The 26586-nt window shown below is 68.1% G+C and carries 27 protein-coding genes and 1 pseudogene; 20 read left to right on the forward strand and 8 right to left on the reverse strand.

The features are described from left to right. Positions 1–3 precede the first annotated feature (3 nt). The 8 genes and pseudogenes from AC1D1W_RS02070 to AC1D1W_RS02105 all read left to right on the forward strand — a co-directional run bounded on the left by AC1D1W_RS02070 (position 4) and on the right by AC1D1W_RS02105 (position 9915). Complete coding sequence (locus AC1D1W_RS02070; RefSeq protein WP_476942801.1) at positions 4–1500, forward strand: phosphatase PAP2 family protein; 1497 nt, start codon at positions 4–6, stop codon at positions 1498–1500. A gap of 178 nt (positions 1501–1678) precedes the next feature. Continuing rightward, positions 1679–2620, forward strand: a complete 942-nt coding sequence (locus AC1D1W_RS02075) for an ABC transporter ATP-binding protein (RefSeq protein WP_223914891.1) — start codon at positions 1679–1681, stop codon at positions 2618–2620. A gap of 3 nt (positions 2621–2623) precedes the next feature. After that, entirely contained in the window at positions 2624–3508 is an 885-nt protein-coding gene (locus AC1D1W_RS02080; protein ID WP_476942802.1) for an ABC transporter permease, read from the forward strand. Between the two features lie 36 nt (positions 3509–3544). Beyond that, a complete protein-coding gene (locus AC1D1W_RS02085; protein WP_476942803.1) occupies positions 3545–4924 on the forward strand; it encodes a sensor histidine kinase in 1380 nt (459 codons plus the stop codon). Then, complete coding sequence (locus AC1D1W_RS02090) at positions 4884–5645, forward strand: response regulator (RefSeq protein ID WP_243178125.1); 762 nt, start codon at positions 4884–4886, stop codon at positions 5643–5645. Before AC1D1W_RS02085 ends, AC1D1W_RS02090 begins: the two co-directional genes overlap by 41 nt. A 285-nt stretch (positions 5646–5930) precedes the next feature. Then, positions 5931–7391, forward strand: coding sequence for an amino acid permease (locus AC1D1W_RS02095; RefSeq protein ID WP_243178124.1), 1461 nt, complete (start codon positions 5931–5933; stop codon positions 7389–7391). A 247-nt stretch (positions 7392–7638) separates the two neighbouring features. Beyond that, positions 7639–8533, forward strand: a pseudogene (locus AC1D1W_RS02100) (dioxygenase family protein). Positions 8534–8595: 62 nt separating this feature from the next. Further along, positions 8596–9915 carry a M18 family aminopeptidase gene (locus AC1D1W_RS02105; RefSeq protein ID WP_476942804.1) on the forward strand — a complete coding sequence of 440 codons (1320 nt, stop codon included), beginning with the start codon at positions 8596–8598 and terminating at the stop codon, positions 9913–9915. 13 nt (positions 9916–9928) lie between these two features. Here AC1D1W_RS02105 and AC1D1W_RS02110 read toward each other — a convergent pair whose 3' ends face one another. Continuing rightward, positions 9929–10612 carry a DUF1345 domain-containing protein gene (locus tag AC1D1W_RS02110; protein ID WP_243178121.1) on the reverse strand — a complete coding sequence of 228 codons (684 nt, stop codon included), beginning with the start codon at positions 10610–10612 and terminating at the stop codon, positions 9929–9931. 271 nt (positions 10613–10883) lie between these two features. Between AC1D1W_RS02110 and rpsF the strand changes: the two genes are divergently transcribed. From rpsF to rplI, 4 genes are all read left to right on the forward strand, one after another. Next, positions 10884–11189: a 30S ribosomal protein S6 gene (rpsF, locus tag AC1D1W_RS02115; protein WP_026266755.1), complete on the forward strand. Its 306-nt coding sequence runs from the start codon at positions 10884–10886 to the stop codon at positions 11187–11189. Positions 11190–11244: 55 nt separating this feature from the next. Next, entirely contained in the window at positions 11245–11820 is a 576-nt protein-coding gene (locus AC1D1W_RS02120) for a single-stranded DNA-binding protein (RefSeq protein WP_018775330.1), read from the forward strand. A 125-nt stretch (positions 11821–11945) separates the two neighbouring features. Beyond that, on the forward strand, positions 11946–12185 hold the full coding sequence (gene rpsR, locus AC1D1W_RS02125) for a 30S ribosomal protein S18 (protein WP_003800144.1): 240 nt from the start codon (positions 11946–11948) through the stop codon (positions 12183–12185). Between the two features lie 17 nt (positions 12186–12202). Then, positions 12203–12655 (forward strand): 50S ribosomal protein L9, encoded by a 453-nt coding sequence (gene rplI / locus AC1D1W_RS02130; protein ID WP_476942805.1) that lies wholly within the window; start codon positions 12203–12205, stop codon positions 12653–12655. A gap of 154 nt (positions 12656–12809) precedes the next feature. Here rplI and AC1D1W_RS02135 read toward each other — a convergent pair whose 3' ends face one another. Then, positions 12810–13232, reverse strand: coding sequence for a DUF1801 domain-containing protein (locus tag AC1D1W_RS02135; protein WP_243178119.1), 423 nt, complete (start codon positions 13230–13232; stop codon positions 12810–12812). A gap of 140 nt (positions 13233–13372) precedes the next feature. Here AC1D1W_RS02135 and AC1D1W_RS02140 point away from each other — a divergent pair, with 140 nt between their 5' ends. Together AC1D1W_RS02140 and AC1D1W_RS02145 are read left to right on the forward strand one after the other, a co-directional pair. Then, positions 13373–13999, forward strand: a complete 627-nt coding sequence (locus AC1D1W_RS02140; protein WP_243178118.1) for an FMN reductase — start codon at positions 13373–13375, stop codon at positions 13997–13999. Between the two features lie 74 nt (positions 14000–14073). Next, on the forward strand, positions 14074–14508 hold the full coding sequence (locus tag AC1D1W_RS02145; protein ID WP_243178117.1) for a TFIIB-type zinc ribbon-containing protein: 435 nt from the start codon (positions 14074–14076) through the stop codon (positions 14506–14508). A gap of 57 nt (positions 14509–14565) precedes the next feature. On the opposite strand, the gene AC1D1W_RS02150 is transcribed toward AC1D1W_RS02145, so the two are convergent. Then, a complete protein-coding gene (locus AC1D1W_RS02150) occupies positions 14566–15138 on the reverse strand; it encodes a hypothetical protein (protein WP_243178116.1) in 573 nt (190 codons plus the stop codon). Between the two features lie 3 nt (positions 15139–15141). Then, positions 15142–15588 carry a hypothetical protein gene (locus AC1D1W_RS02155; protein ID WP_028277634.1) on the reverse strand — a complete coding sequence of 149 codons (447 nt, stop codon included), beginning with the start codon at positions 15586–15588 and terminating at the stop codon, positions 15142–15144. A 696-nt stretch (positions 15589–16284) separates the two neighbouring features. Between AC1D1W_RS02155 and dnaB the strand changes: the two genes are divergently transcribed. Continuing rightward, positions 16285–17670: a replicative DNA helicase gene (gene dnaB, locus AC1D1W_RS02160; protein ID WP_018775337.1), complete on the forward strand. Its 1386-nt coding sequence runs from the start codon at positions 16285–16287 to the stop codon at positions 17668–17670. Positions 17671–17682: 12 nt separating this feature from the next. Here dnaB and AC1D1W_RS02165 read toward each other — a convergent pair whose 3' ends face one another. Together AC1D1W_RS02165 and AC1D1W_RS02170 are read right to left on the reverse strand one after the other, a co-directional pair. After that, the gene (locus tag AC1D1W_RS02165; protein WP_243178115.1) at positions 17683–18657 is read right to left on the reverse strand and encodes an acyl-CoA thioesterase; all 975 of its coding nucleotides are present in this window, start codon (positions 18655–18657) and stop codon (positions 17683–17685) included. Between the two features lie 169 nt (positions 18658–18826). Further along, entirely contained in the window at positions 18827–19261 is a 435-nt protein-coding gene (locus AC1D1W_RS02170; RefSeq protein WP_476942806.1) for a DoxX family protein, read from the reverse strand. Between the two features lie 149 nt (positions 19262–19410). Here AC1D1W_RS02170 and AC1D1W_RS02175 point away from each other — a divergent pair, with 149 nt between their 5' ends. From AC1D1W_RS02175 to AC1D1W_RS02185, 3 genes are all read left to right on the forward strand, one after another. Continuing rightward, on the forward strand, positions 19411–20766 hold the full coding sequence (locus AC1D1W_RS02175; protein ID WP_476942807.1) for an MATE family efflux transporter: 1356 nt from the start codon (positions 19411–19413) through the stop codon (positions 20764–20766). A 59-nt stretch (positions 20767–20825) separates the two neighbouring features. Continuing rightward, positions 20826–21419 (forward strand): hypothetical protein, encoded by a 594-nt coding sequence (locus AC1D1W_RS02180; RefSeq protein WP_476942808.1) that lies wholly within the window; start codon positions 20826–20828, stop codon positions 21417–21419. 83 nt (positions 21420–21502) lie between these two features. Then, entirely contained in the window at positions 21503–21865 is a 363-nt protein-coding gene (locus AC1D1W_RS02185) for a hypothetical protein (protein WP_043436409.1), read from the forward strand. A gap of 97 nt (positions 21866–21962) precedes the next feature. On the opposite strand, the gene AC1D1W_RS02190 is transcribed toward AC1D1W_RS02185, so the two are convergent. Next, positions 21963–22505: a CGNR zinc finger domain-containing protein gene (locus AC1D1W_RS02190; protein WP_028277628.1), complete on the reverse strand. Its 543-nt coding sequence runs from the start codon at positions 22503–22505 to the stop codon at positions 21963–21965. A 240-nt stretch (positions 22506–22745) separates the two neighbouring features. On the opposite strand from AC1D1W_RS02190, the gene AC1D1W_RS02195 reads away from it, so the two are divergent. Together AC1D1W_RS02195 and AC1D1W_RS02200 are read left to right on the forward strand one after the other, a co-directional pair. Further along, a complete protein-coding gene (locus AC1D1W_RS02195) occupies positions 22746–23699 on the forward strand; it encodes an EamA family transporter (RefSeq protein WP_043436408.1) in 954 nt (317 codons plus the stop codon). Positions 23700–23920: 221 nt separating this feature from the next. Then, positions 23921–24193, forward strand: a complete 273-nt coding sequence (locus tag AC1D1W_RS02200) for a DUF2277 domain-containing protein (protein ID WP_459385925.1) — start codon at positions 23921–23923, stop codon at positions 24191–24193. 27 nt (positions 24194–24220) lie between these two features. Here AC1D1W_RS02200 and AC1D1W_RS02205 read toward each other — a convergent pair whose 3' ends face one another. Then, positions 24221–26518 (reverse strand): heavy metal translocating P-type ATPase, encoded by a 2298-nt coding sequence (locus tag AC1D1W_RS02205; RefSeq protein ID WP_476942809.1) that lies wholly within the window; start codon positions 26516–26518, stop codon positions 24221–24223. Between the last annotated feature and the right edge of the window lie 68 nt (positions 26519–26586).

The following is a 26586-nucleotide window of genomic DNA, read 5'->3' on the forward strand; positions in this document are numbered from 1 at the left end:
CCAATGCGAACCATGCTGAGGAAGGCCCCCGGCCGCCTGTCGAAACTCGACCGCAAACTGGTGGGCGCCGTCTCCAATCTGCCGGGAGGAGGCCATGACGACTTCTTCCGCCGTCTGTCCGCCGCCGCCAACAAGGGCAAACTCTGGTTCGGCGTTGCCGGAGCCATGGCCCTGGTGCCCGGCAAGACGCGCCGGGCAGCAGTGCACGGACTCATCGCGCAAGGCGCCGCCTCGGCGGTGACCAACGTCGTGTTCAAGACCCTCCTGCCCCGGGCCCGCCCCCTGCCCGAACACCTTCCGGTCTTCCGCTTCGTGAACCCGCAGCCGACGAGTTCGTCGATGCCGTCGGGACACTCCGCCTCCGCGGTGGCTTTCGCACTCGGGGTCGGCATGGTCCGCCCGGCCCTCGGTGCGGCGCTTGCCCCCCTCGCGGCCGGAGTGGCCTACTCCCGGGTCCACACCGGGGCCCACTGGCCCTCGGATGTGCTGTTCGGGTCCGCGATCGGCGCCGGCGCGGCCATGGTGACGCGGAAGTGGTGGCCCGTCCGGCCACCGTTCCCGGAAACCCGCCGCGGCGCTGCCCCGGCCGCGGAACTCCCGGACGGCCAGGGGCTCGGCATCGCGGTCAACACCCTCGGCGGGTCCTATGCTGACGAGACTGCCGACGCCCTGCAAAAAGTATTCCCTAAGGCGTATATAAAGGAAATCGGGCCCGATGAGTCCGTCGACGCGGGCATCGCCCAGGTCGCGACCCGGCCGGGCATTGCGGCCCTGGGCGTCTGGGGCGGCGACGGGACCGTGGGCGCCGCGGCGGCCGCCGCCGTCGAACGTTCCCTCCCGCTGCTGGTGCTCCCCGGCGGCACGCTGAACCATTTCGCCCGCGACGCCGGAACCCCCACCCTGGCGGACGCCGTGCAGGCGGCGTCGCGCGGCGAGGCCGCCGTCGCCGACGTCGGCCACGTGAGTGTCGAGCGCGGGCTCCCCGACAGCCCGGAGCACCTCGAGCTGATCATGCTCAACACGGCCAGCATCGGCCTCTACCCGAACCTGGTCCGCCGGCGGGAGCAGCTCCAGCCGGCACTGGGCAAACCCCTGGCCGGAGTGGTGGCCATGCTCCGGACCTTCGCGGCCGGCACCCCCACCACGCTGATCGTCAACGGGGTGCGGCACCGGCTCTGGATCCTGTACATCGGCCGCGGCCGCTATTACCCCCGCGACCACGCGCCGCTGGTTCGCCCGGTACTCGCGGACGGCGTCCTGGATCTGCGGATGATCACCGCCGATGAGCCATTCGCCCGCTTGCGGCTGCTCTGGGCCGTGCTCACGGGCACCGTGGCCACGTCCGGGATTACCCATCTGAGCGAAACGGACCGGATCACGGTGGAACCCGGGAACGGGCCCATGGTCCTCGCCGTCGACGGAGAGGTCATGCCCGGGGTGCGGCGGGTGGAATTCACGGTCCGCCCCGGCGCGCTGACCTACTATTCGCCCCTCGGCTGAACCCTGTCGCCCGACCCCGTCGTCCAAACCCCTGTCATCCTCCCGGACTACCCTGATTAGCCCCTGAATCATCCCTGAGACCGGCGAAATACGCAGCTTGCCTCGGTAGCGTGGTGTGCAGACGGGCCCGTGACTGCGGTGCCCCGGATCATCTCCCGCTACGCAAAGGAACGCTTCCATGATCGAAGCACGAGGCCTGACCAAGGTTTACGGCGACAAGACCGCCGTCGCCGGCGTCAACTTCACCGTCGAAGCCGGCCGGGTCACCGGCTTCCTGGGTCCGAACGGGGCCGGAAAATCCACCACTATGCGCATGATCATGGGGCTGGACCGGCCGACGTCGGGCTCGGTGACGGTCAACGGGTCCCCGCTGACCGGGCACGCCGCACCGCTGCGCGACGTCGGCGCCCTGCTCGATGCCAAGGCAGTCCACACGAGCCGCTCCGCCTACAACCACCTGCTGGCCATGGCGGCGACCCACAGCATCCCGAAGAAGCGGGTCCACGAAGTCATTGAGATGACCGGACTGGCCGAGGTGGCCAGGAAGAAGGTCGGCGGCTTCTCGCTCGGCATGGGCCAGCGGCTGGGCATCGCCGCCGCCCTCCTGGGCGACCCGCAGACCGTCATCCTGGACGAGCCCGTCAACGGCCTTGACCCGGAGGGCGTGGTGTGGGTCCGCAACCTGGTGAAGTACCTGGCCTCCGAGGGCCGCACGGTCTTCCTCTCCAGCCACCTCATGAGCGAGATGGCCGTCACGGCGGACCACCTGATCGTGATCGGCCGCGGGAGGATCATTGCGGACGCCCCGATCCAGGAGATCATCACCGGCAAGGGCCAGGGCCGGACGCGGGTCCGCACCGACCAGCCGGACCGGCTCATGCAGCTGCTGGCCGGGACCGGGGTCTCGGTGGAGGTCCAAGAGCGCGAACTCCTCGAAGTCACAGGCCTGGACCCGCGCCAGATCGCCACTGCGGCGCTGGAGAACCACGTCATGATCTACGAACTCACCCCGCTGCAGGCCAGCCTCGAGGAGGCCTACATGGAACTGACCAAGGATGAAGTCGAATACCACTCGCTGATCACCACGGGCGCCGTTCCCGTCGAAGCCGGAGGCAACTAAGCCATGAGCTCCACAACCGTTGAATCCACGCCCTCGCGCCGCGGCGCCGACGCACAGCGGTCCGGGAACGGCAGCAGTTCCGGTCCCGGCCCCAGCTTCCTGCGGGTCCTCAACTCCGAATTCATCAAGTTCCGCACCCTGCTCTCCACTTTGATCCTGCTTGGCTCCACAGTGGTGGTCATGGTGGGGTTCGGGGCGCTTTCGGCCTGGGGGACGGGCCAGTTCTCCGAGGCCGCGGCCCGGGACCCGGAGGTCGGCGCCAGGCTCGCGGCCCAGGGCGGCGACATCGCCGTCAGCGTGCCCACCTCCGGCATCGCGTTCGCCCAGCTGATCCTGGGCTCCCTCGGCGTGCTGCTGATGAGCTCCGAGTTCACCACGGGCATGGCCCGGTCCACGTTCGCGGCGGTGCCCAAACGCATCCCCGCCTTCGCGGCCAAGCTCGTGGTGGTGGTGGTGACCTCCTTCGTCGTCACCGCCGCATCCACCCTGGCCGCCGGATTCGTATCCGTGCCGATCCTGGACAACTACGGCCTGGGCCTGGACCTGGGCAGCCCGCAGTCGGTCAAGCTGCTCCTTGTCAACAGCGTTTACGTGGCGGCGGTCGCGGCCATCGGCATGGCGCTGGGCACGCTGATCCGCAACTCGGCGGGCGGCATCATGAGCCTGGTGGGCCTGTTCTTCGTGGCACCCATCGCCTTCCAGCTCATTCCGGGCGACTTCTTCGTGGAGGCCCGCAAGTACCTGCCCGGCAACACCGTGGATCCGCTGACCGCGGTGGAGCACCTCCCGGACACCCTCGAAGCCTGGCAGGCCGCCCTGGTGCTGGGCGCCTGGGTTGTCATCCCGGTGCTCCTGGCCGCCGTCCTGCTCAAGAGGCGGGACGTCTAGGCCGGCGCCACGGGCCCCAGAGTCTAGGCTCAGAGCATGATCGATGCGGTACCTGTCAGGGACGCGCCGGCCGGACCGGCCGACGCGTCCCTTGCTGAACTCACGGCCCGCCGCCGCGGCCGGCTCCGGCGCTACCTGCTGGCCAATCCTCGGGTCATGGACGTCCTGGTGGTGCTCTGCTATCTGGTCCTGGTCACGCCCACGGCGGTCGAATCGGTCATCCACGGCGACTGGCCGGTGGCCGTTTTGCTCGCCGCGGCCGCGCCGGTCCTGCTCTTCCGGCGGGCGTATCCGGTGCGGGTGGCGGCGGTTGTGGGGGCCCTGGAACTGGCGGTCACCTTCCTGCATCCCTGGGGGTCCAACGTCTCCGCCGGGCTCTGGTTTTCGCTGTACGCCGTCGCCGTCGTCCGCACCCGGCGGTTCGCCCTCGCCGCCCTGGCCCTGACCACCGCCCCGCTGCTGCTCCTGTACTTCCTGCTGGCCGTCGGCCCGCTGGACGGCCGGCTCCCGGACATGGCCGTCCGCACACCGGAGAATTTCCAGCTGCTGACGGGCATCGCGGCGGGCATCGGCATCGCGCTCTCGAATGTGATCGCCACGGGGATCGGGATCTCGGTGCGGCAGCGGCGCGAGCACGAGCACGAGATCGCGGCCTGGGCCGCCCGGGCCCAGCAGCTGGGCTCGGTCACGGAACGGAACCGGATCGCGCGCGAAATGCACGACGTCGTGGCGCACTCGCTGACGGTCATGATCAGCCTGTCGGACGGCGCCTCCGTCGTGGTCAAGAAGGATCCGGAGCGCGCCGCCGGCGTCCTGGCCGAACTCTCCCGGACCGGACGCACCGCGCTGGCCGACATGCGGCGCGTCCTTGGCGTGCTGCGCGAGGACGCCGCCACGGGACATGCCCCGCGCGAGCCGCTGGTGGCCGGGGGCAGCCTGGCCAAACTGCTCGAGGGCTTCCGCACCGCGGGACTGCCGCTGCACTACACGCACACCGGCCCGTCCCTGCCCGACGATGCGGCGTTTCAGCTGACCGTCTACAGAATTGTGCAGGAGTCGCTGACCAACGTGCTGCGCTACGGCCGCGCGCTCAGCCGGGTGGAGGTCAGCATTGTCCGGAACGGCTCCCGCGTCACCATTGAAGTGCTCGACGACGGCAGGGGCACCGTTGACCCGGGGGCTCCCGGGACCGGCGCGCAGGCGAAGCCTGACGCACTGGACTCCTTCGGCACCGGGCATGGAATCGCCGGGATGCGGGAGCGGGCCAGGATCTACGCTGGCACCGTGTACGCCGGGCGCGCCGGTGACCGCGGCTGGCGCGTGCACGCGGAACTGAACTGCAACGGCGAGAATGCCATGGAATCAAGGGGGAACAATGTCCGACAACACGCCGGTACGCGTCCTGCTGGTGGATGACCAGCCGCTGCTTCGGATGGGTTTCCGCCTCATCCTGGAGGGTGAAGACGATTTGTGCATCGTGGGCGAGGCGTCCAACGGCGCCGAAGCGGTCCGCCACGTCTGGGAGCTCGCGCCCGACGTCGTCCTGATGGATGTGCGGATGCCGGTGCTGGACGGGATCGAGGCCACCCGGGCGATCGCCGCCTCGGGCTCCGACGCCAAAATCATCATCCTGACCACCTTTGACCTCGATGAATACGCCTTTGCAGCACTGCGGGCAGGGGCCTCTGCGTTCCTGCTCAAGGACGTGGCGCCGGCAGAACTGGTCAGCGCGGTGCGGGTGGTGGCCAGCGGCGACGCCGTGGTGGCACCCCGTGTTACGCAGCGGCTGCTGGAGACCTATGTCCGTGGTGCCGGCGGCATGGATCCTGCAGGGACAGGCGGCGCCGCCGGCCAGCACGCCGGGGCGGACGAGGGCGGCCAGCAGGCCGGCAGCCCCGCACGCCCGGCGCGGGATCCGTTGCTGGAGGACCTGACACCCCGCGAAAACGAGATGCTCGGGGCGATGGCGGAGGGACTCTCCAACGCCGAAATCGCGCACCGGTACTTCCTGTCCGAGGCCACCGTCAAGACGCATGTGCGCCGGATCCTGACCAAGCTCCACCTCCGCGACCGCGTCCAGGCCGTGGTGTACGCATATGAGACCGGCCTCGTGGTGCCCAGCAACGCGGACTACTGACGGCCGCCCCCCGGCCGCCGCAAGGCAGGTTACCGGCAGGTAGTACCTGAAGCAGTGGTTTCAGGCACATTGCCGAATTGCCCGTGAGGCAACTTTGGTTGACTCCCTGGCCCTCGCGTTGGGTGATGGCCCGGTCTGACGCGCCGTCATTTGTGGGACTGCACAAGACGGACGGTCCGCCGCGCGGTCTAGTGTGAAACGACATTGTGGTCCGCCGCACAGCATGGATTCGATTCCGTGCCGGCAACGAGCGGGCCTGAACCCCCCACGAAGGACGGCGCTTCCATGCCCGCTGACCAGCAGCTTTCAAAATCCCTGAAACCCAGGCATCTGTCCATGATTGCCATCGCCGGCGTGATCGGCGCCGGACTGTTTGTCGGTTCGGGTGCGGCGATCCAGCAGGCCGGCCCCGGCATCCTGGTTGCCTATGCCGCGGCGGGACTCGTCGTCATCCTCGTCATGCGGATGCTGGGCGAGATGGCCGCGGCCAACCCGGAAACCGGCTCATTTTCCACCTACGCGGACAAGGCCCTGGGCCGCTGGGCCGGGTTCAGCATCGGCTGGCTCTACGCATGGTTCTGGATCATTGTCCTCGGCATCGAGGCAACGGCTGGGGCAGCGATCATGCACCGCTGGGTCCCCGGCATTGACCAGTGGGTGTGGGCGCTTGCCCTGATGGTGCTGCTGACGCTGACCAACCTCGGGTCCGTTAAGTCGTTCGGCGAATTCGAGTTCTGGTTCGCTTCCATCAAGGTCGCGGCAATCGTGCTCTTCCTGCTCTTCGGCGTCGCCGCCATCCTGGGCCTCATCCCCGGCGTTCCGGCGCCCGGCCTGGACAACCTGATCGGCAACGGCGGGTTCATGCCCAACGGCCCCGGCGCCGTCCTGGCCGGCATCCTCGTGGTGGTGTTCTCGTTCTTCGGCGCGGAAATTGCCACCATCGCCGCCGGCGAATCCGAGAACCCGGTCGATGCGGTCAAGAAGGCCGTGAAGTCCACCGTCTGGCGCATCCTCGTGTTCTACATCGGCTCCATCGCCATTGTGGTCACCCTGCTGCCCTGGAACTCCGCTTCCGTCGCCAAGAGCCCCTACGTCGCCGTCATTGAGCTGTTCGGCATCCCCGGCGCCGGAACCATCATGGACATTGTGGTCCTAACCTCGGTGCTCTCCTGCCTGAACTCCGGGCTCTACACCGCCAGCCGCATGCTGTTCTCGCTGTCCCGCCGCGGCGACGCCCCCAAGTCGTGGATGCGGATTTCCAAGCGCGGCGTGCCCGCTGCCGCGGTACTGGCCTCCACCGTGGTCGGCTTCGTCACCGTCGGACTGAACTACGTCGCCCCGGACACGGTCTTCCTGTTCCTGGTCAACACCTCCGGCGCCATCGCGCTGTTCGTGTGGCTCGTCATCGCGACCTCCCAGCTGATCCTGCGCCGCCGCATGGGCGCCGCCGCCAAGGACCTCCAGCTGAAAATGTGGCTCTTCCCGTACCTGACCTGGGTGTCGATCGTGAGCATCGTGGCCCTGCTGATCGGCATGGTGATCCTGGAATCCACACGGGAATCGCTGCTGCTCTCGCTGGCTCTCGCCGCCGTCGTCGTGGGGATCGGGGTCATCCGCTACCGCAGGAACGGTGCCAAGGCCGCTGTTCCCGCAACAGGTGCCGGCGAGGCTCCTGCCGACGCCACCCCGGTTGACGCCGAGCCTGGCGCTGAAGACGCCACGGTGGGCGCCCGCCCGGTGTCGTAGCCCCGGAAAGCCCCCGCGGCGGTCCCGAACCGCCGGACATGCCCTCCCCCTGCGCCCACCACTGGACATAGCGCCATCATGTCCACTGCCCGGCGCGAGGGGAGGGCATATCCATGCGTGCCGGGGGGACATGCCCAGTCCCCGGGCCGAGGGGAGGGCATGTGCCTGCGTGCCGGAGCACAGCCGCGTCACAGGAAGGGACTAGCCAGCCCATAGCGCTGCCGGGTTCGATGGGGTCATGACAAAAATGCCGCAGCCCCCGCACGAGCCGCACCCCAACCACGACCGCGGCCTGGAATTCGATCTCCACCCTCGTCAGCCGCCGATCGCTGGGCATGTTCCTCGGCGCGGGAACGGCGGCAGCCCTTGCGGCCTGCAGCCCGGGCGGCACCAGCGGCACCAGTGGCAGTTCGACGTCGGCCGCGGGGACCCCGGCGGCAACAGTCCCTGCGCCCTCGGCCGCGGCGACGTCGGCCTCGGCCACTCCGACGCTGACCCGGGCGATCGCCGAGTGCGGGGTCGAAATCCCGCAGGAAACCGCCGGCCCCTACCCCGGTGACGGTTCCAACGGACCCAACGTCCTCGAGGCATCCGGCGTGGTCCGTCACGACATCACATCCAGCTTCGGGACCTCCACCAGCACAGCCGAGGGCGTACCGCTGACCCTCACGCTGACCCTTCTCGACAACGCCAACGGCTGCACCCCGCTGGCCGGTGCCGCGGTGTACGCCTGGCACTGTGACCGCGAGGGCAAATACTCCATGTACGATTCCGGGCTTCAGAACGAGAACTACCTCCGCGGCGTCCAGGAGGCCGACGCGAACGGCCAGGTGACGTTCAAGACCATCTACCCCGGCGCCTACAACGGCCGCTGGCCGCATATCCACTTCGAAGTGTTCGAGTCCATGAACAATGCGACGGCGGCCGGCCAGGTCCTGGCGGTGTCACAGATCGCGCTGACCGAGGCCGCGTGCAAGCAGGTTTACGCGTCGGCCGGGTACGAATCCAGCGCGCAGAACTTCCCCCGCACCACGCTGAAGTCCGACAACGTGTTCGGCAACGACGGCGGCATCTACCAGCTGGCCACCATCAGCGGCTCGGTGGCCGCGGGCTACGCCGCCGGTCTCAACGTCACCGTCTAGGCGCGGCGTCGCCCGGCACCCCGGCCCCCGGGGCCCGTGCGTGCCGGGCTAGACTCGGAGCCATGCCCACACCGAGCACTGCCGCAGAGCACATCCAGGACCTCGGCGCGTACGTCAGCGCGTCGCCGTCGAGCTTCCACGCCGTCCACGAGGCCGCGCGCCGGCTGGACACGGCGGGCTTCACCGGTCTGGACGAACTGCAGCCCTGGCCGGAGCCCGCGGCCGCCGCCGCCGCCGGCAAGTTCTACGTGATCCGCGACGGCGCCCTCATCGCCTGGGTGGTGCCGGCAGGCGCCGGACCGACCACCGGTTTCAACATCCTTGGCGCGCACACGGACTCGCCCTCCTTCAAACTCAAGCCGAAGCCCACCACCGGCAAGTTCGGCTGGCTGCAGGCCGGCGTCGAGGTCTATGGCGGACCCCTCCTGAACTCCTGGCTGGACCGCGAACTCCAGCTCGCCGGCCGGCTCGTCATGCGCGACGGCACGCAGCACCTCACGGCCACCGGCCCGCTGCTGCGCTTCCCGCAGCTCGCCATCCACCTGGACCGGGCCGTCAATGAGGGCCTGGCCCTGGACAAGCAGCAGCACATGAATCCGGTCTTTGGCCTGGGCGACCCAGCCGGCGAGGACCTGCTCGGACTCCTCGCGGACCGCGTTGCCGATGCCGAGGTGGATCCGGCGCAGATCGGCGGGTACGACGTCGTCATCGCAGACACCCAGGCCCCGGCGGTGTTCGGCGCCAGGGGCGAATTCTTCGCCTCCGGCCGGCTCGACAACCTCTCCGCGACGCACGCCGGGCTCACGGCGCTGGTGGCGCACGCCGGCACGCCCGTGCCGGACGGTGCGCCGATTGCCGTGTTGGCCGCCTTCGACCACGAGGAAATCGGCTCGGCGTCCCGCTCCGGGGCGTGCGGACCCATCCTCGAAGATGTCCTCGTGCGGATCTCGGACGGACTCGGCGCCTCTGCAAGCCAACGGCGGCAGGCCTTCGCGGCGTCGTTCTGCGTCTCCGCGGACGCCGGCCACGCCGTGCACCCGAACTATCCCGAGCGGCACGATCCCGCCAACCGGCCGGTCCTCAACGGTGGCCCGCTGCTGAAGATCAATGCCAACCAGCGCTATGCCACCGACGCCGCCGGCGCCGCCCTCTGGGCCCGGCTGTGCACCGACGCCGGTATTCCTTACCAGGAATTCGTCTCCAACAACGTGATGCCGTGCGGGTCGACGATCGGCCCGCTGACCGCCACCCGGCTGGGAATCCGGACGGTCGACGTCGGCGTCGCCCTGCTGTCGATGCACTCGGCACGCGAGCTCTGCGGCGTCGAGGACCCGCACCGGCTGGCCGCGGTGACCCGGACGTTCTTCCGGACGGCGGCCTGACGCTTGCGGCGCCCTACGCGGCGACGCCGACTACGAGGTTGATGGTGGTTGCCAGAATGATGGTCCCAAAGAGGTACGAGAGCAGGCTGTGCTTGAGGGCCTCGGCCCGGATGCCATGGTTCTGCAGCGCGGTGTCCGATACCTGGTATGTCATGCCCAGACTTGTGGCTAAGTAGGCGAAATCTGTGTACTGCGGCGGGCTGCTCTGGTTGAAGTCGATGCCGCCCACCCGGGAGCCTGCCCTCGTGCCCGTGCCGTAGTACAGCTCCGCGTACCGCAGTGTGAACAGCGTCTGGACCAGGGTCCAGGACAGCGCCACCGAGACTACCGCGAGCAGCCCGCCGGCAATCCTGGAGAGGGTGTCAGTGTTGTTGTGCGAATCCACGATGACCGCTCCCGCCGCCGCCAGGCTGGCGGCGTTGGCGGCCAGGATAAGCAGGTCCGTCGTGCTCCGGGCCGGGTCTTCCGTTGTGGCGTGCAACCGGGTGTCCGCAGGGTCGAGGCGGCCGATAACCAGCCAGACCCAGACGACGTAGGTCAAGGCGGCGGCGCACCAGCCAATCGTGGGAGCCTGCACCCAGTGCCCTGACATTCCTGCCGCCCCGGCGGCGAGCAGCCCCAACAGCACCATGGCGGCGAAGCGGAGACGGCTGCGGCGGAGCGGCGGCGGCACGGCTGACGAGGGGTTGGTGTGCATTTTCAGATCATGGCACAGCCGATGCGCCCCCCGACTGACCGCTGGCCGTGTGGCGGTTATCCACATGCCCGCCGGCGCTCTTCCCGGCCAGGCCGCGGGGCCGTACGGTGGAGGCACGGAATCGCGGATTCCGGCCCGCATGCACTAAGCTATTGAAGTCTGTGCTGCGCCCTGCCTCCGTTCCGGCGGCCGGGCATTGCATGACACCGCAAATGAACCTCCTGTTACGGAAATGCCGTAACCGCTTAGCCCAAAGGAGGTGGGTTCACATATGCGTCCTTACGAATTGATGGTAATCATCGACCCCGAGGTCGAAGAGCGTGCCGTTGAGCCGTCGCTTCAGAAGTTCCTGAACGTCATCACCAACGATGGTGGAACCATCGAAAAGGTTGACATCTGGGGCCGTCGTCGCCTGGCTTACGAAATCCAGAAGAAGTCCGAAGGTATCTACGCCGTGGTGAACTTCACCGCCGAGCCGGCTACCGCCAAGGAACTTGACCGCCAGCTGAGTCTCAACGAGACCATCATGCGCACCAAGATCACCCGCCCCGAAGAGCAGAAAGTTGTTGCTGAGTAATTCAGCAGCCAACCTTCAATCTTTATCCCCGCAGGAACGCACAAGGAGGCAGTAGATGGCAGGCGAAACCACTATCACGGTTATCGGTAACCTCACCAATGACCCCGAACTCAGGTTCACACCGTCCGGTTCGGCCGTAGCGAATTTCACCATCGCTTCTACTCCCCGCACCTTCGACCGGCAGTCCAATGAGTGGAAGGACGGGGAAACCCTGTTCCTCCGCGCGTCGGTCTGGCGCGAAGCAGCCGAAAACGTCGCCGAGTCCCTGACAAAGGGCATGCGCGTTATCGTCTCCGGCCGCTTGAAGAGCCGTTCCTACGAAACAAAAGAAGGCGAGAAGCGCACCGTTATCGAGCTTGAGGTCGACGAAATCGGCCCGAGCCTGCGCTACGCCAACGCCAAGGTCAACCGCACCCAGCGCTCCGGCGGTCAGGGTGGTCAGGGTGGCTTCGGCGGCGGCAACAGCGGCGGTGGATTCGGTGGCGGCCAGGGTGCAAACCAGGGCGGCAACACCGGTGGGACCTGGGGCGGCAACCAGCCCGCCGCGCAGGAAGACCCGTGGGCCACGCCCGGGGTCAGCAATGCGGGCGGCGGCTGGGGCAACGGCCCGGATTCCGAACCTCCCTTCTAAACAACATCTAAGGTCCGGCAACGAAAACCGACTGGCCGCCGCAAGGCGGCCTGGTGCAAACTGCGCCGGATCACCACCATCCCGTGGATCAATATCCACGGGCTCCATCGAATAGGAGCTCCACGATGGCTAAGGCTGAACTCCGTAAGCCCAAACCAAAGTCCAACCCCTTGAAGGCCGCTGACATCACTGTCATCGACTACAAGGACGTAGCATTGCTGCGCAAGTTCATCTCCGACCGCGGAAAGATCCGCGCCCGTCGCGTCACTGGCGTCACGGTGCAGGAACAGCGCAAGATCGCCCAGGCAATCAAGAACGCCCGCGAAGTTGCTCTGCTGCCTTACTCCGGCGCTGGCCGCGGCTAAGGAAGGGATTAACTAAAATGGCAAAGCTCATTCTGACCCACGAAGTAACCRGTCTCGGTGCTGCTGGCGACGTTGTCGAGGTCAAGGACGGTTACGCACGTAACTACCTGCTGCCCCGCAACTTCGCCCTGACCTGGTCCAAGGGTGGCGAGAAGCAGGTTGAGTCCATCAAGGCTGCCCGCGTTGCCCGCGAGCACGCTTCCCTGGAAGATGCTCAGAAGCAGGCTGCTGCACTCTCCGCCAAGCCGGTCAAGCTGGTCGTCAAGGCTGGCGCAACCGGACGCCTGTTCGGCACCGTCAAGCAGGGCGACGTGGCCGACGCTGTTGAGGCCGCAGGCCTGGGCCGCATCGACAAGCGCAAGGTTGAACTGCCGGCACACATCAAGTCGACCGGTTCCTACCAGGCAAACGTCCGTCTGCACGACGACGTTTCCGCTGTGATCGAACTCGACGTAGTCGCAGGCAAGTAGCCCTCACCGGCTGCAGTCCTGAACTGCTGGAAGGCCCCCGCCTCCGGACCTCTCTGAGGACCGAAGGCGGGGGCCTTCCGCTTTAACCCGGTCCATGTTGGACGGCGTCATGGGCCGCAGGTGACCCCGCGTTGCTTTGGCGGGGCGGATCCCCTTAGTCGTGGCGCAGCGCCGTGGTGACATGCCAGTAGCCGAGCCGGACCAGTTCGGTGAGCACGGCCTCGTCGACGTCGTCGAGCTTGTTGACGTACAGGCAGCCGGTGCCGAGCTTGTGCCTGCCCAGCCGGCCGAGGAGTTCGGCGGCCTCCGGCCCATAGGTCAGGCCGTAGAGCGACAGGCTGGAGTTCCTGGGCGAGAAGCCGACCTCCGCGGCATCGCCCTCCCTGCCGCTCGCGTATTTGTAGTGGTAGCGGCCGAAGCCCACAATCGTCGGACCCCACATTTGCGCCGGTTCGCCCGTTATTTCGGACATCAGCGCCAGCAGGCGGAATCCGTCGGCGCGCCGGACCGGATGCTCGACGGCGGCCAGGAACTCCTGAACCGACGCGCCGGTTGCCTGCGTTATGTTTTCAGCCATGAGGGCAGTCTTGCAGAGCGCGGGATTCCTGTCAGGCGGGGAGGGTGGCCGGGAATAAATCCCCTTGCCCGGAGCTTCTAGAGGTAGATGCAAACGCATGTAGTCGCGTTGCTGACCAGGATTCAACTTAGGAGCACTCCGTGGAAACCCGCCGTATCACCGTTATCTCCGCCGGACTCGGCGTCCCCTCCTCAAGCCGCCTGCTCGCGGACCAGCTGGCGGCCTCGGTCGAGCGGCAGCTTGCCGCGGCCGGCTACGCCGTGGACATCGAGGTCTTGGAGTTGCGGGACCTCGCCGTGGACATCGCCAACAACTTTGTCACCGGGTATGCGGCTCCGCGGCTCGCCGAAGTAATCGCCGGCGTCGAGGCCTCTGATGGCCTGATCGCCGTCAGCCCCGTGTTCAGCGCGTCCTACAGCGGGCTTTTCAAGTCCTTCATCGACGTGCTCGATCCCAAGGCGCTCGAAGGCAAGGCCGTGCTGATCGGGGCCACCGCCGGCACGGACCGGCACCAGATGGTGCTGGACTTCGCGATGCGGCCGCTGTTCACCTACCTGCGCACCCGGATCGCCGCCACCGCGGTTTTCGCCGGGCCGCAGGACTGGGGAAACAACGACGACGGCGGCTCGCCGCTGTCGGTGCGTGTGGACAGGGCAGCGGGGGAGTTTGTCGCCCTGCTGCAGGACTCAGGGCCGCAGCAGAAGCCGGCCGCGCTGGAGTCCCTGCCGTTTGAGCAGCTGCTGGCCGGGATCGCTGCCCAGCGGTAGGTCTGCCCGGCGCCGGGCTTCCGGGCCCGCAGCGCCGTCCGAACCTTTTCGGCCGCCCGCTCGTTGTCCGGGACATGAAGTGTCCCGTGGATTCTATTGACCTGATCATGAGTGAACGCAGCGGCGTGGAGATCGACTATTGCCCCCAATGCCGCGGGGTGTGGCTGGACCGGGGAGAGCTGGACAAGATCATCGACCGTGCGGCGGAGTCGTTGGGCCCGAAAGCCGGCGTCCCCGCCGCACCAGTCCCGCCGGCAGCGGTCCCACCTGCGTTTCCACCTGCTGAGTTTTCACCTGCGGCGGCTGGCCATATTCCGCCGCCGCTGTACAACCTCGACCCGCGCCGGGACGACCGGCGTCCGGATGACCGCCGCTATGACGAGCGCCGGTACGATGACCGCCGCGACCGTCCGCGTCCCGACCAGTCGAGGTATGAGCAGCCGCGGTACGATGACCGCCGCCGTCCGAAGAAGAAGGAAGGCTGGCTGGGGGACTTGTTCGACTTCTAGCCCTGCCGGGTCGCCGGCCGTGCGGGTGGCCCCGGAGCGGGCGTGGGCCAGCGGGGTTCAGTCGCCGAGCAGTGCGATGAATTCCCGGGCCTGTTTCATGGAAATATCCGAGTGGCGGGTCAGGGCGGTCGCTGCGGCCTCGGTGTCGCCGCTCTTGGCCAGGGTGCGGATCCTCCCGTAGATCTCATCATTGAGCATGTTGCTGCTCACCTCGCGGGTGACATCGCCCTTGCTGGCGATCGCGCGGTAACGGTACGAGAACCGCTGCGGCACGTCGTCGTCGTCCGGAATGGCCGCCGGCGCCGGCTCAGGGGCGCGGAAGGGCTGGGGGTGGGCTGCCAGCGCCGCGACGGCGTCGCGGGACGCCCGGAGGCCCTCGCCTGTGGCCTCGAGGTAGACCTTGATGGCGGCCATGGCCTGCCCCTGCGCGATCAGCGCGTAGAGCTGCCGGTGCTGCTCCTCGGTGAGCCTGGCGGCCGCCGTCCGGGCCAGCTCCGCGGAGTTGGGGTCCGGCTGCGGCGCTGGTACCGGCCTGGTGCGTTCGCCGCGGCGGCTCCACGCCCGTACCGCCAGCAGTACGGCGGCGGCCACGAGCACCAGGATCAGTACGGGAATGAGCAGGGAGTCCATGTGCTAGAGCCGATCTACGTAATTCTTTGCGGTCTTCAGGTCCGAGCGGGTCGATTGCCGCAGCAGCCGGACGGCCTTCGTCTTGTGGCCGTCGTGGGCCAGTGACTGGAGCTGCAAGAGGAGCTGTGGGTTCAGGTGTCCAATGGCGGACAACGCATCCTGGTGGCCGGAGCTGTCCCGGCCCAACAGGGCGGAGCGGGCGTGGTCGGCCTGCTGCGACTGCTGCTGGGAGTTCTGGCTGGGGCGCGTGGTCGCTTCAATCCGGGCGCGGGAGGCCTCGGCAGCCCGGACCTGCGCCGCGTAGTGGGCCTGGGACTTGAGCGCCAGTTCCTGCTGGTAGCGCTCGGCCTCTGAGATGCCGTGGTTCCGCGGCTTCAACGCCGTGACCGCCGCCCAGAGCACCGTCGCGAGGATAAGGGCAGGCAACATGACTATCAGTACATCGCCCATGATTAGAGCTTATGCCAGATTGCGGTTATCCACAGCATGTTCCGCACCTTGCGTACAGTGCGCCGCTGCTGGCGTCAATTCGGCTCGGCGGGAATGAATCCGGTCACAAAATGCGCGTATCGGGCTGCAAATGTGGCCTCCTCTGCCGCATCGTATCCCCAGCCCCAAGGTGCAGGCTGTGGATGAAGCTTGGCGGAAATTGTTTTGTGTCCACAAGATAAATGCAACATTTCCGCAGGTCAAGCGCTGATTACAGGCTTAACATTTTTTCTATCCACAGCTCTACCCACAGAGTGTGCACAAGCATCAGGCACTAGTGCACAGGTTATCCACAGGGCAGCGGGGCGGCCGGGTTGGTGCCTGCCCCGGCGGCGGATAACGTAGCAGGATATCGGGCGAGGGAAGCGGAAAACCTGCGGTCGCCGGATGGTGCCCGCCAGGACACCGACTCCGGGATCCGGTGCCCTGCGGCCGCACCAGCACTGTGGATAACGGCGGTCGCTGGGCCGGCGCGAACTGTCGGAGCTGACTGGTAAGAATAGAGCGGCCGGCATGTGCCGGGTTTTGCAGCCCGCATCACAGCAGTTCGGCGCTTGGCCTTAAGGCACTGGTACGAGGGCATTGGGCATAAGGCGCAGTGCTTACGCGCCGCGGCGAACGGACATCCGCCGCGGCACACAATGAAGGACGGCAGTTTTGTCAGTTACGCATCTGGACTCAGTCGAGGGTACGCGGGGAGCCGAGGGCAGCCGCAAGCCTCCGCAGGACATCCCCGCGGAGCAGTCAGTCCTGGGCGGCATGATGCTGTCCAAGGACGCCATCGCCGACGTCGTCGAGATCCTGCGTGGCCAGGACTTCTACCGTCCGGCGCACGAAACCATCTACGAGGCCATCATCGACCTCTATGGCCGCGGCGAGCCCGCGGACGCCGTCACCGTCTCGGACGAGCTGACCAAGCGCGGCGAAATCAACAGGATCGGCGGACCCGCCTACCTGCACGAACTCATCCAGACCGTCCCCACGGCGGCCAACGCCGGTTACTACGCTGAAATCGTGGGCGAACGCGCGGTGCTGCGCCGCCTGGTCAACGCCGGCACCAAGATCGTCCAGCTCGGCTACGGACAGGACGGCGAGGTAGAAGACCTGGTCAACCAGGCCCAGGCCGAGGTCTACGCCGTCGCCGAACGCCGGACCGCCGAGGACTATGTGGTCCTCAAGGACGTCATGGAATCCACCGTGGACGAGATCGAGGCCTCCGGCCACCGCGGCGAGGGCATGGTGGGTGTCCCCACCGGCTTCTACGAGCTCGATGAACTCACCCACGGCCTGCATCCCGGCCAGATGATCGTCATCGCCGCCCGCCCGGCCGTCGGCAAGTCCACGTTCGCTCTGGACTTCGCCCGCTCGGCCGCCATCAAGAACAACCTCGCGACCGTCATGTTTTCCCTCGAAATGGGCCGCAACGAGATCGCCATGCGCCTGCTGTCCGCCGAGGCCACGATCGGCCTCCAGGACCTCCGCAAGGGCACCATCAAGGACGAGCAGTGGTCCAAGATTGCCACCACCATGGGCCGGATGAACGATGCGCCGCTGTTCATCGATGACAGCCCCAACATGTCGCTGATGGAGATCCGGGCCAAGTGCCGGCGCCTGAAGCAGCAGCATGACCTCAAACTGGTGATCCTGGACTACCTGCAGCTCATGAGCTCGGGCAAGAAAGTGGAATCCCGCCAGCAGGAAGTCTCCGAGTTCTCCCGTGCCCTGAAGCTCCTGGCCAAAGAACTCCAGGTGCCGGTGATTGCGCTGTCGCAGCTGAACCGTGGCTCCGAGCAGCGCCAGGACAAACGCCCCATGGTCTCGGACCTGCGCGAATCCGGCTCCATCGAGCAGGATGCCGACATGGTGATCCTGCTGCACCGCGAAGACGTCTATGACAAGGAGTCCCCGCGCGCCGGCGAGGCGGACATCCTGATCGCCAAGCACCGTAACGGCCCCACAAAAGACATTGTGGTGGCCTTCCAGGGCCACTACTCGCGGTTTGCCAACATGGCCGCCGACGCCGGCGGTGGCGGCGGCTTCTAGCCCCGCCCGGCCCTAGCGGTCGCCGGCCGCGAGCAGGTGGTTGGGCAGCCGGTTCCCCGGGGCCCGGCCGCGGATTTCCAGCAGTTCGCGGGCGTGGGCGTGGAGCCGGATATCTTCCGCTGACACCGGCACCCACTGCGGGATCGGGACCGAGGTGCCGGTCTCGTCGCGGGCGACCATGACCGTCAGGCAGTATGTGGTCAGGTTCAGCTCTCGCCCCTTGGGGTCTCCGGACCGGACGTGGACGGCGATGTGCATGCCCTTGGTGCCGGTGTAGACCAGCCGGGCCTCCACCTCTACGACGTGGCCGATCAGCAGCGGCCGGTAGAACCGCACACCGCCGGAGAATACGGCCACGGTGTCCTTGCCGCAGTAGCGGGAGGCGCAGACGTACGCAGCCTCGTCGATCCACTTCATGACGATGCCGCCGTGCACCTTGCCGCCCCAGTTCACGTCCGTGGGCGCGGCCATGAACCGCAGCACCACGCGCTCGGCCGTGCCGGCGTCGGTATATTCCTGTCCGCTCATGGCCTCCACGATGTCCTCGCGGACCTTGATCCGGGCCAGCGCGTGGTCCCGCTGTTCGATTTCATCCGGCGTCTCAGGGACGAACTGCGGCACCGGTATGGGCTTGCCGTCCGCGCCCACGGCGACGAAGATCACGATGCACTGGCTGCGCATGGTGGCGGGCCCGCCCTTCGGATCGCCCGAGGACACCACGGTGCGGATATGCATCGAGGACCGCCCGGTGTACACGATCGTGGCCTCGACCTCCACCATGTCGCCGCTGTTGACCGGGTCCGCGAAGTGGATGTTCCCCACGTAGGCCGTCACGCAGTAGGACTTTGCCCAGCCGACGGCGGCGGCATAGGCCGCCTTGTCCACCCACTCGAGCACGGTGCCGGCGTCGACCGAGCCGCTGTGGCCGACATCGGTGGGCGCCGCCAGGAAGCGCAGGGTCACGGAATTGGGCGCATTCTCGCTCATAATGTGAGTTTACTGATTGGCCCGGCAGGCGCCGCCGGCCGGCGACACAATGGCTGTCCGGCACGCCATAACCAGGCCATGACCCTGGAGACACACGACGGCGGGCGGCCACCAAAAGGTGACCGCCCGTCGTCGCGCGCTCCAGGCCGTGAGCTAGGCCGTGGATGCCTTAGGCCAGGACGCGGAGCTTCGAGTCGGCGCGGCCGAAGAGGGCGCGGTCGGCGGAGAACTTGCCCGCACCGACGAGGGCCACGGCTGCGGCGGCGGCCGCCAGGATCAGGACGAGTTCATAGCCGCCGGTTGCGACGAAGACGCCGGCGGAGGCGTGGACCATGAACAGGGCGCCGAGCATGTCCAGTGCGAGAAGGACCGCAAACACGCGGGTGAGCACGCCCAGGATCAGCGCGGCACCGCCGACGAGCTCGAGGGTCGCGACGACGGGAGCCACCGCCTGGGCTGCCGGAACACCCATCTGGGTGAAGGCGGCCTGGGTGCCCGCGATCGTGAATTCGTTGAACTTCTGCCAGCCGTGGGCGGCGAAAAGGAAGCCGGCGATGACGCGCAGGATAGTTCGGGCGGAGGTGGTCAGGGCGGGCTGGTTCATGGGAAATACCGTTTCGTAAGTAGGGGGCGTCGCGGCTCTCAGCCGCCGCGGCTTCGGTTGCGTTCAAGTCCCAGTCTCCCGGATATTTAGTTGAAATGTCAACTAAATGACGCGCGGGGTCGATTCAGTGGCCCGGCTAGGGTTAACGCGTGCAACCTTCCCCGCCGCTGTCCACCGCCCCGCCGCCGACTACCGGGCAGCGCCGGGAAATCCTGCGCCTGGCAGTGCCGGCCTTCGGCGCCCTGATCGCCGAGCCGCTGTTCCTGCTCGCGGATTCGGCCATTGTGGGCCATCTCGGCGTAGCCGAACTGGCCGGCGTCGGGCTGGCATCGGCGGTCCTGCACACGGCAGTCGGACTGATGGTGTTCCTCGCGTACTCCACCACCCCGGCAGTGGCGCGGGCCATCGGCAACGGCCAGCTGGCCAAAGCCCTCGCCGCCGGGCGTGACGGCATCTGGTTGGCGCTGCTGCTCGGGCTCGTCCTTGCGGTCGCCGGGTTCCTGGCCGCGGGGCCGCTCCTGGACCTGATGGGCGCCGACGGCGAGGTGCATGCCTTTGCCGTGGACTACCTGCGCGGGTCCATGCCCGGCCTCGTGGCGATGCTGCTCATCTTCGCGGGCACCGGGGTGCTGCGCGGGCTCCAGGACACCCGGACCCCGCTGATCGTCGCCGCCGCGGGTTTCACGCTGAACATCGCGCTGAACCTGGTCCTCGTCTACGGGTTGGGCTGGTCCGTGACCGGCTCGGCCGTGGGCACGAGCATCGCGCAGTTGGCCATGGCGGCCGTCTATGTGCTGATCGTCCGGCGCAATGCCCGCAACAACGGGGTGTCCCTGCGGCCGGACTGGCGTGGCATCAGGGCCCTGACCGGGGTGGGTTCCTGGCTGATGCTGCGCACGCTCAGCCTGCGGATCGCGATTCTCGCCACGGTGGTGGTGGTCACCGCCCAGGGGCCGGTCAATCTCGCCGCGCATCAGCTGGCCATGACCATCTTCACGTTCTTCGCTTTCGCCCTCGATGCCCTCGCGATCGCGGCCCAGGCCTTGATCGGCAAGGAACTCGGCGCTGCCCGGCCGGTGGCGGCACGCGCGCTGACGCGCACCATGACCCGGTGGGGGGTCGGATTCGGTGTCCTGACCGGAATCCTTCTGGCAGCCGCGGCACCGTGGGCGGGCGCCCTCTTCACGCCCGACGCCGAAGTCCGGGCGGCACTGACCCTCGCCCTGTGGGTGCTCGCCGCCGGGCAGCCGCTGGCCGGGTACGTCTTCGTCCTGGACGGCGTCCTCATCGGCGCGGGCGACGCCCGTTACCTGGCGATCGCCGGCGTCGTCAACCTCGCTGCCTACCTGCCGCTGCTGTTGGCCGTGCTGTATTCCGGCGCCGGTGCCGGCGCGGGATTGCTCTGGCTGTGGGCCGCGTTCTCGATCGGCTACATGGCGGCGCGGGCGCTGACGCTGGGCCTCCGGGCCCGGACGGACCGGTGGATGGTGCTCGGCGCGCGGTGAGTGCGGGCAGGCACCGCCGGCAGGCGTGCGAAGCGGCGGCTTCGCACTAAACTGGACGGGTGACTCTTCCCGCAGCGCCTGACGCGACCCCTGCCATCCGCGCCGCGGCCGACCTCTTCAAGCCCGTGCTTGTCAGGGCGGCCGTCGCGCTCGTGTTTGGCGCGGTCACCGTGTTCTGGGCGGCGCCGGCAGAATCGGGCATGGGCTGGGCCGGCGGCCTCTACCTGCTGGCCACCGGTGTGGTGATGATCTGGACCGTGCCCAAGACCGGATTCCCCCCGCGGGAAGGCGCTGGCAGGGTCCTCTCCGCCGGCGGGGCAGCCTTGGCCGGAGCCGGCGCGGCCGTGGCCCTGATCCCCGCCCCGCTCGTCTTCGGAACCATCGCGGCCCTGGGCCTGGGCGTGGCCGGCGCCGCGGAGCTGTTCGCGGGCATTCGTGGCCGCGGCCGGTCCGTGCTGGCCCGTGACTGGATCGCCTCCGGCGTGATCGGACTGGGCACTGCGATCGCGCTGCCGTTCTTCATCGGCCTCGGCCCGCACGCCCTCCTCGGCGTTGCCGGCGGCGGGGCCATCATCAGCGGAGTCCTGTGGATGCTGTCCGGACTGACCCTGCGCCATGATGCTCCGGGCGATTCCGCGGAGGCCGTAAACTAGTACCGACAGGTTCTACCCGGCGTAGAACAATTGCGGTAACAAGACAGCCACGCTATTTGCGCGGGCTGCAGGAGGAAAACACGTTGGCACAGCAGAAACCTGGAGCGCCCCGCAGCCTGCGGACCTCGGTCAAGGGACCGCTCATGTTCTCCGCGTTCTGGGCCGTGGTGGTTTTCTTCGGCGTCCTGATCTTCGCCTCGGGCGGCAGCGCCCGCTCGCCCCGGTTCGATCTGGCGCTCATCGGCGCCGGCATCGCCTTTATTGTGATCCTGGTGGTGGCCGCCATGCTGGCCATGAGCCACAAGGAGAATCCCGCTGACCTGGGGAAGGGTTCCGGCGTCAACCTCAGTTCCAAGCGCACGCCCTCCGGCCATGGCGGCCCGTCAGCGCAGCCCCGGCCCGAGGCCGGCCCCGGCGATTCCCGGGACGGCGGCCCGCAGGCCTAGCAACGAGGCCTAGCAGCGTGGCCTCACGGTGAGGCCCGACAGGCCGGCCGGACAGCGGAGACCGACACCGCGGGGCCCTCCGCCGGCACCTTCGGCGTCAGGACGCGGCTTTACGGGCCCGGTACGCGGCCACGTGCGCGCGGTTGGCGCAGTTTCCCGTGTCGCAGTAGCGCTTCGAACGGTTGCGGCTCAGGTCCAGCACGACGGCGTCGCAGTCGTCCGCGGCGCACACCAGCAGGCGGTCCATTTCCTTGCTGCGGATCACGTCCACGATCGCCATGGCCGCCTCCGTGCTCATCCGGTCCGCCAGCGGCGCCTCCGGGGTGGTGGCGTGCAGGTGCCAGTCCCAGGGTTCGTGCTTGACCAGCTGGGGCAGCGCCCGGGCCTCCCGGAGCAGCCGGTTCACGGTCTCCGCGGCTGCCGACTCCTCGGCCTGCCAGAGCTCGGCGAGCTCGCCGCGGAGCCGCCGCACGCTGGCCAGCTCCGCCCCGTCCCGGGTGCGGGAACCGGTGAAGCCCTCGGCCTCCAGGAAGGTATCCAGATCCCTGACCGTGGCCAAATGTTCCTCGCCGTTGGCCGCGGTGTTGATGAGGTTGACCACAGAACGCAGGGCAACTTCCGTGTCAGGGGCAAAAACCATCTTGACTCCTTACCTTGCCGGGGCGTAATGTCATGAGCATAACCCTACTTTACTCCTGACAGGAGAATGCCCGTGTCTGCCCCCCAGCGCCCCGTCGCCACGCCGGTTCGAGACCTTGCCGCCCAGCGGTCTGCCTCCGAACCGGGCGGCACCCCGCAGGGAAGCAAACTCGACGGCAAACGGGGAGGCAAGCAGGCCGCCAGGCAGAGCACCACACGGGCCGCCGCACCATCCGGGTTCATGGCATCGGGCCTGGGCGTCGCCCTGTTTTCGTCCGCGGTGTTCGGGCTCTCCGGATCATTCGCCAAGGCGCTCCTGGAAACGGGCTGGACTCCCGGGGCGGCCGTCACGGCCCGGCTTACCGGTGCGGCCCTGATTCTGGCCGTCTTCGCCATTCCTTCATTGCGCGGGCGTTGGCACCAGCTCCGGGACAACTGGCTGACAGTGCTGCTGTTCGGATTCATCGGCGTCGCCGCCTGCCAGCTGTTCTATTTCAACGCCGTATCCCGGCTCTCGGTCGGCGTCGCCCTGCTGCTGGAGTACCTGGCGCCGGTGCTGATCGTCCTCTGGCTGTGGGCCGCCAGCCGGAAACGGCCGCGGCCACTGACCATTGCCGGCACTCTCCTGTCCCTCGGCGGGCTGATCCTGGTCCTTGACCTCACCGGAGCCGTCAAGGTCGACCTCATCGGGGTGCTGTGGGGGATCGCGGCCGCGGTGTGCCTGGCCATCTATTTCTTCATCACGGCCAAGGAAAACGACACCCTGCCGCCCATCCTGCTGGCCTCCGGCGGGCTCATGGTGGGCGCCGTCGTCATGTGGCTTGCCGCGGCAACCGGGCTGCTGCCGATGGCCTTCAGCACGGCCGACACCCGCCTGGGGCCCTGGGTCACCCCGTGGTGGGTGGCGCTGGGCGGCCTCGTGGTCCTGGCGACGGTGGTGGCGTACGTGTCCGGAATTGTCGCCGCGCGGGCACTCGGGTCGAAAGTCGCGTCCTTTGTCTCGCTCACCGAGGTGCTGTTCGCCGTCATCTGGGCGTGGCTGCTGCTCGGCGAACTGCCCGGACCCATCCAGCTCCTCGGCGGGCTGCTGATCGTCGGCGGGGTGGTGCTGGTCCGGCTGGACGAGCTCCGGGCCCCGTCCGGCACCGGCGCGGCAGCGCTGGACCACGCGAACGACTGCGAGCCCGTGCCGTAGGCGGTTGTCCGTAAAGTCTCGTGGGTCCTCATCCCAGAGATCAAAAAGCCCCGCCAGGTCATGATGATCCTTCAAGTGCCAGGCTTCTTCGGGGTAGACCGGTGTGGCGTCCAGGAAGACAACGTGGCGCCCGTTGTCGAGCTGCAGCGGTGGAATGAAATCGTCCGTTCTTTCGAGCATCAGCCATGACCTGAAGGGCAGACCGCCCTTAGCATGGAGATATGTGCCGAAATATCCGGACCCTCCACAATTTTGAACCCCACGCCACCACCGCGGAGGTGGAGGCCGCCGCGTTGCAATACGTGCGCAAGATCAGCGGCAGCACCAAGCCGTCCAAGGCCAACGAGGAGGCCTTCAACCGGGCCGTGCATGAGATTGCCCATGCGACGCAGCACCTCCTCGACGCCCTGGTGACCCACGCCCCGGCAAAGGACCGCGGGGAGGAAGCGGCCAAAGCCAAAGCCAGGGCCGCCATCCGCTACGGCGCGGCCTGAGGCGGGGGCGCCCGGGCTAAGGCCGGATTACTTCCCGAAGCTGCGCAGCCGCAGCGAGTTGGCCACCACCAGCACGGAGCTGGCGGCCATGGCGGCGCCGGCGATCATCGGGTTGAGCAGGCCCAGGGCTGCCACCGGGATGCCCACGGCGTTGTAGAAGAAGGCCCAGAAGAGGTTCGTCTTGATGGTGCCGAGCGTCCGGCGGGAAAGCTCGATCGCCTGCGCCACCTGTCCGAGGTCGTTGCCCATCACCGTCAGATCGGCTGCCTCGATGGCGACGTCGGTGCCGGAGCCCATGGCGATGCCCAGGTCTGCTTGCGCCAGCGCCGCGGCGTCGTTGACGCCGTCCCCTGCCATGGCCACAGTGGCGCCGGCTGCTTGCAGCTTCTGCACGGCCTCAACCTTGCCCGCCGGGAGCACACCAGCAAAGACGTCGTCCGGGCTGATCCCGACGGCGGCCGCCACCTGGGCAGCCACAGCGGCGTTGTCGCCGGTCAGCAGGATCGGCCGGAGCCCAAGCTCCCGGAGCCGGGCAACTGCGGCCGCGGAGCCGGGCTTAACGGTGTCCCGCAGGCTGATGATTCCGGCGATTTCACCGTCCACGGCAACCCAGACGGCCGTAGCGCCGGAGTCCTCGGCAGCACCCAGCGCCTCGCGCTGAGCCGGGGCCGGAGCGATGCCGGACTCCAACAGCCAGCCGGTGCGCCCCGCGACCACGCGCCGGCCGTCGACCGTGCCATCGACGCCGCCGCCGGGTGCGGAGCGGAAGCCGGCGACGGCGGGGAGGCCGGCGCCGTCGTTGTTCACACGCCCCGCCGCCAATGCCGCAGCGGCGATGGCCCGGGCGATCGGGTGCTCGGAGGCGTTTTCCACTGCCCCCGCCAGGCGCAGCACCTCGGCTTCGCTGTGCGGCCCGAAACTTTGGACGCCGTCCACGGCAAGGCGGCCGGTGGTGACGGTCCCGGTCTTGTCCAGCAGGATCGTGTCCACCGTCCGGGTGTCCTCGAGGACTTGCGGACCCTTGATCAGGATCCCCAGCTGGGCGCCCCGCCCGGTCCCGGTCAGCAGTCCGACGGGGGTGGCCAGCCCGAGGGCGCAGGGGCAGGCAATGACCAGCACGGCGACGGCGGCGGTGAAGGCGGCCCGGACCTCGTCGGAGCTGACGGCCGGTGCGGCCGCAATCAGCCAGGCCCCGAAGGTGAGGGCGGCGATGACCAGGACGACCGGTACGAAGACGGCGCTGATGCGGTCGGCGAGCCGGGCGATGGGTGCCTTTCCGGTCTGCGCCGCGGAGACGAGCCTGCCCATCTGGGCCAGGGTGGTCTCGGACCCGACGCGGGTGGCGCGGACCAGGAGCCGGCCTGAGGTATTGATGGTGGCCCCGGTGACCTGGCTGTCCGGGCCGACTTCCACGGGCACGGATTCGCCCGTCACGAGGGAGGCGTCCACCGCAGAGGTACCGTCGATGACGACGCCGTCGGCGGCGATTTTCTCGCCGGGGCGGACCATGATCACGTCTCCGAGGGCCAGTTGGTCGGCCGGGATCTTGTGCTCGGTGCCGCCGCGCAGGACAGTAGCGTCTTTTGCCCCCAGGTCCAGGAGGGCCTTGAGGGCGTCGCCCGCCTTCCGTTTGGCGTTGGCCTCGAGGTAGCGGCCGAGCAGCAGGAACGTGGTGACCACGGATGCGACCTCGAAGTACAGGCCGCCGGAGCCCATGCCCTCCGCTGCGGGATGTTCGGTCATGCCCGGGTCGGCAAGGAGTTGCCCAACCGAGAACGAGTAGGCGGCAATCACGCCGATGGATACCAGGGTGTCCATGGTCGAGGCCAGATGCCGCGCGTTGATGGCCGCGGCGCGGTGGAACGGCCACGCCGCCCAGGCAACCACCGGCAGGGCCAGGATCGCGGCCACCCAGCCCCAGTTCGGGAACTGGAATGCCGGGATCATCGAGATTGCGAAGACCGGGACGGTGAGTACGGCCGCCACAACCAGCCGCGGGCGAAGCGAGGGTGCGGCTGTGCCGGCCGGAAATTCGGTGCCGGCCAGGAGTCCTGCGTCCTCCACCGGCGTGCCCGGGTACCTGGCGGACCGGACCGTGGCCTTGTAGCCCGCAGCCGCGACAATGGCGGTGATCTGGTCGTCGGTGATGTCCGCCGGGACGCTGACTCGGGCGGACTCGAGGGGCAGGTTGACGCTGGCCTCGACGCCGTCGAGCTTTCCGAGCCTGCGCTCGACCCGGTTGACGCAGGAAGCGCACGTCATGCCCTCGATATCGAGGTCGATGACACGGCTCCCGGCCTGGTCCAACAACTGCTCGCTGCTCACGGCGCCCTTCTTTTCCCGCTCGATTGGTTTTCTGCCGTTCCGGTGTCTGCGCCCGCCCGGCGCTGTTG

The sequence above is a fragment of the Arthrobacter sp. P1_B4 genome (genome assembly GCF_056406555.1).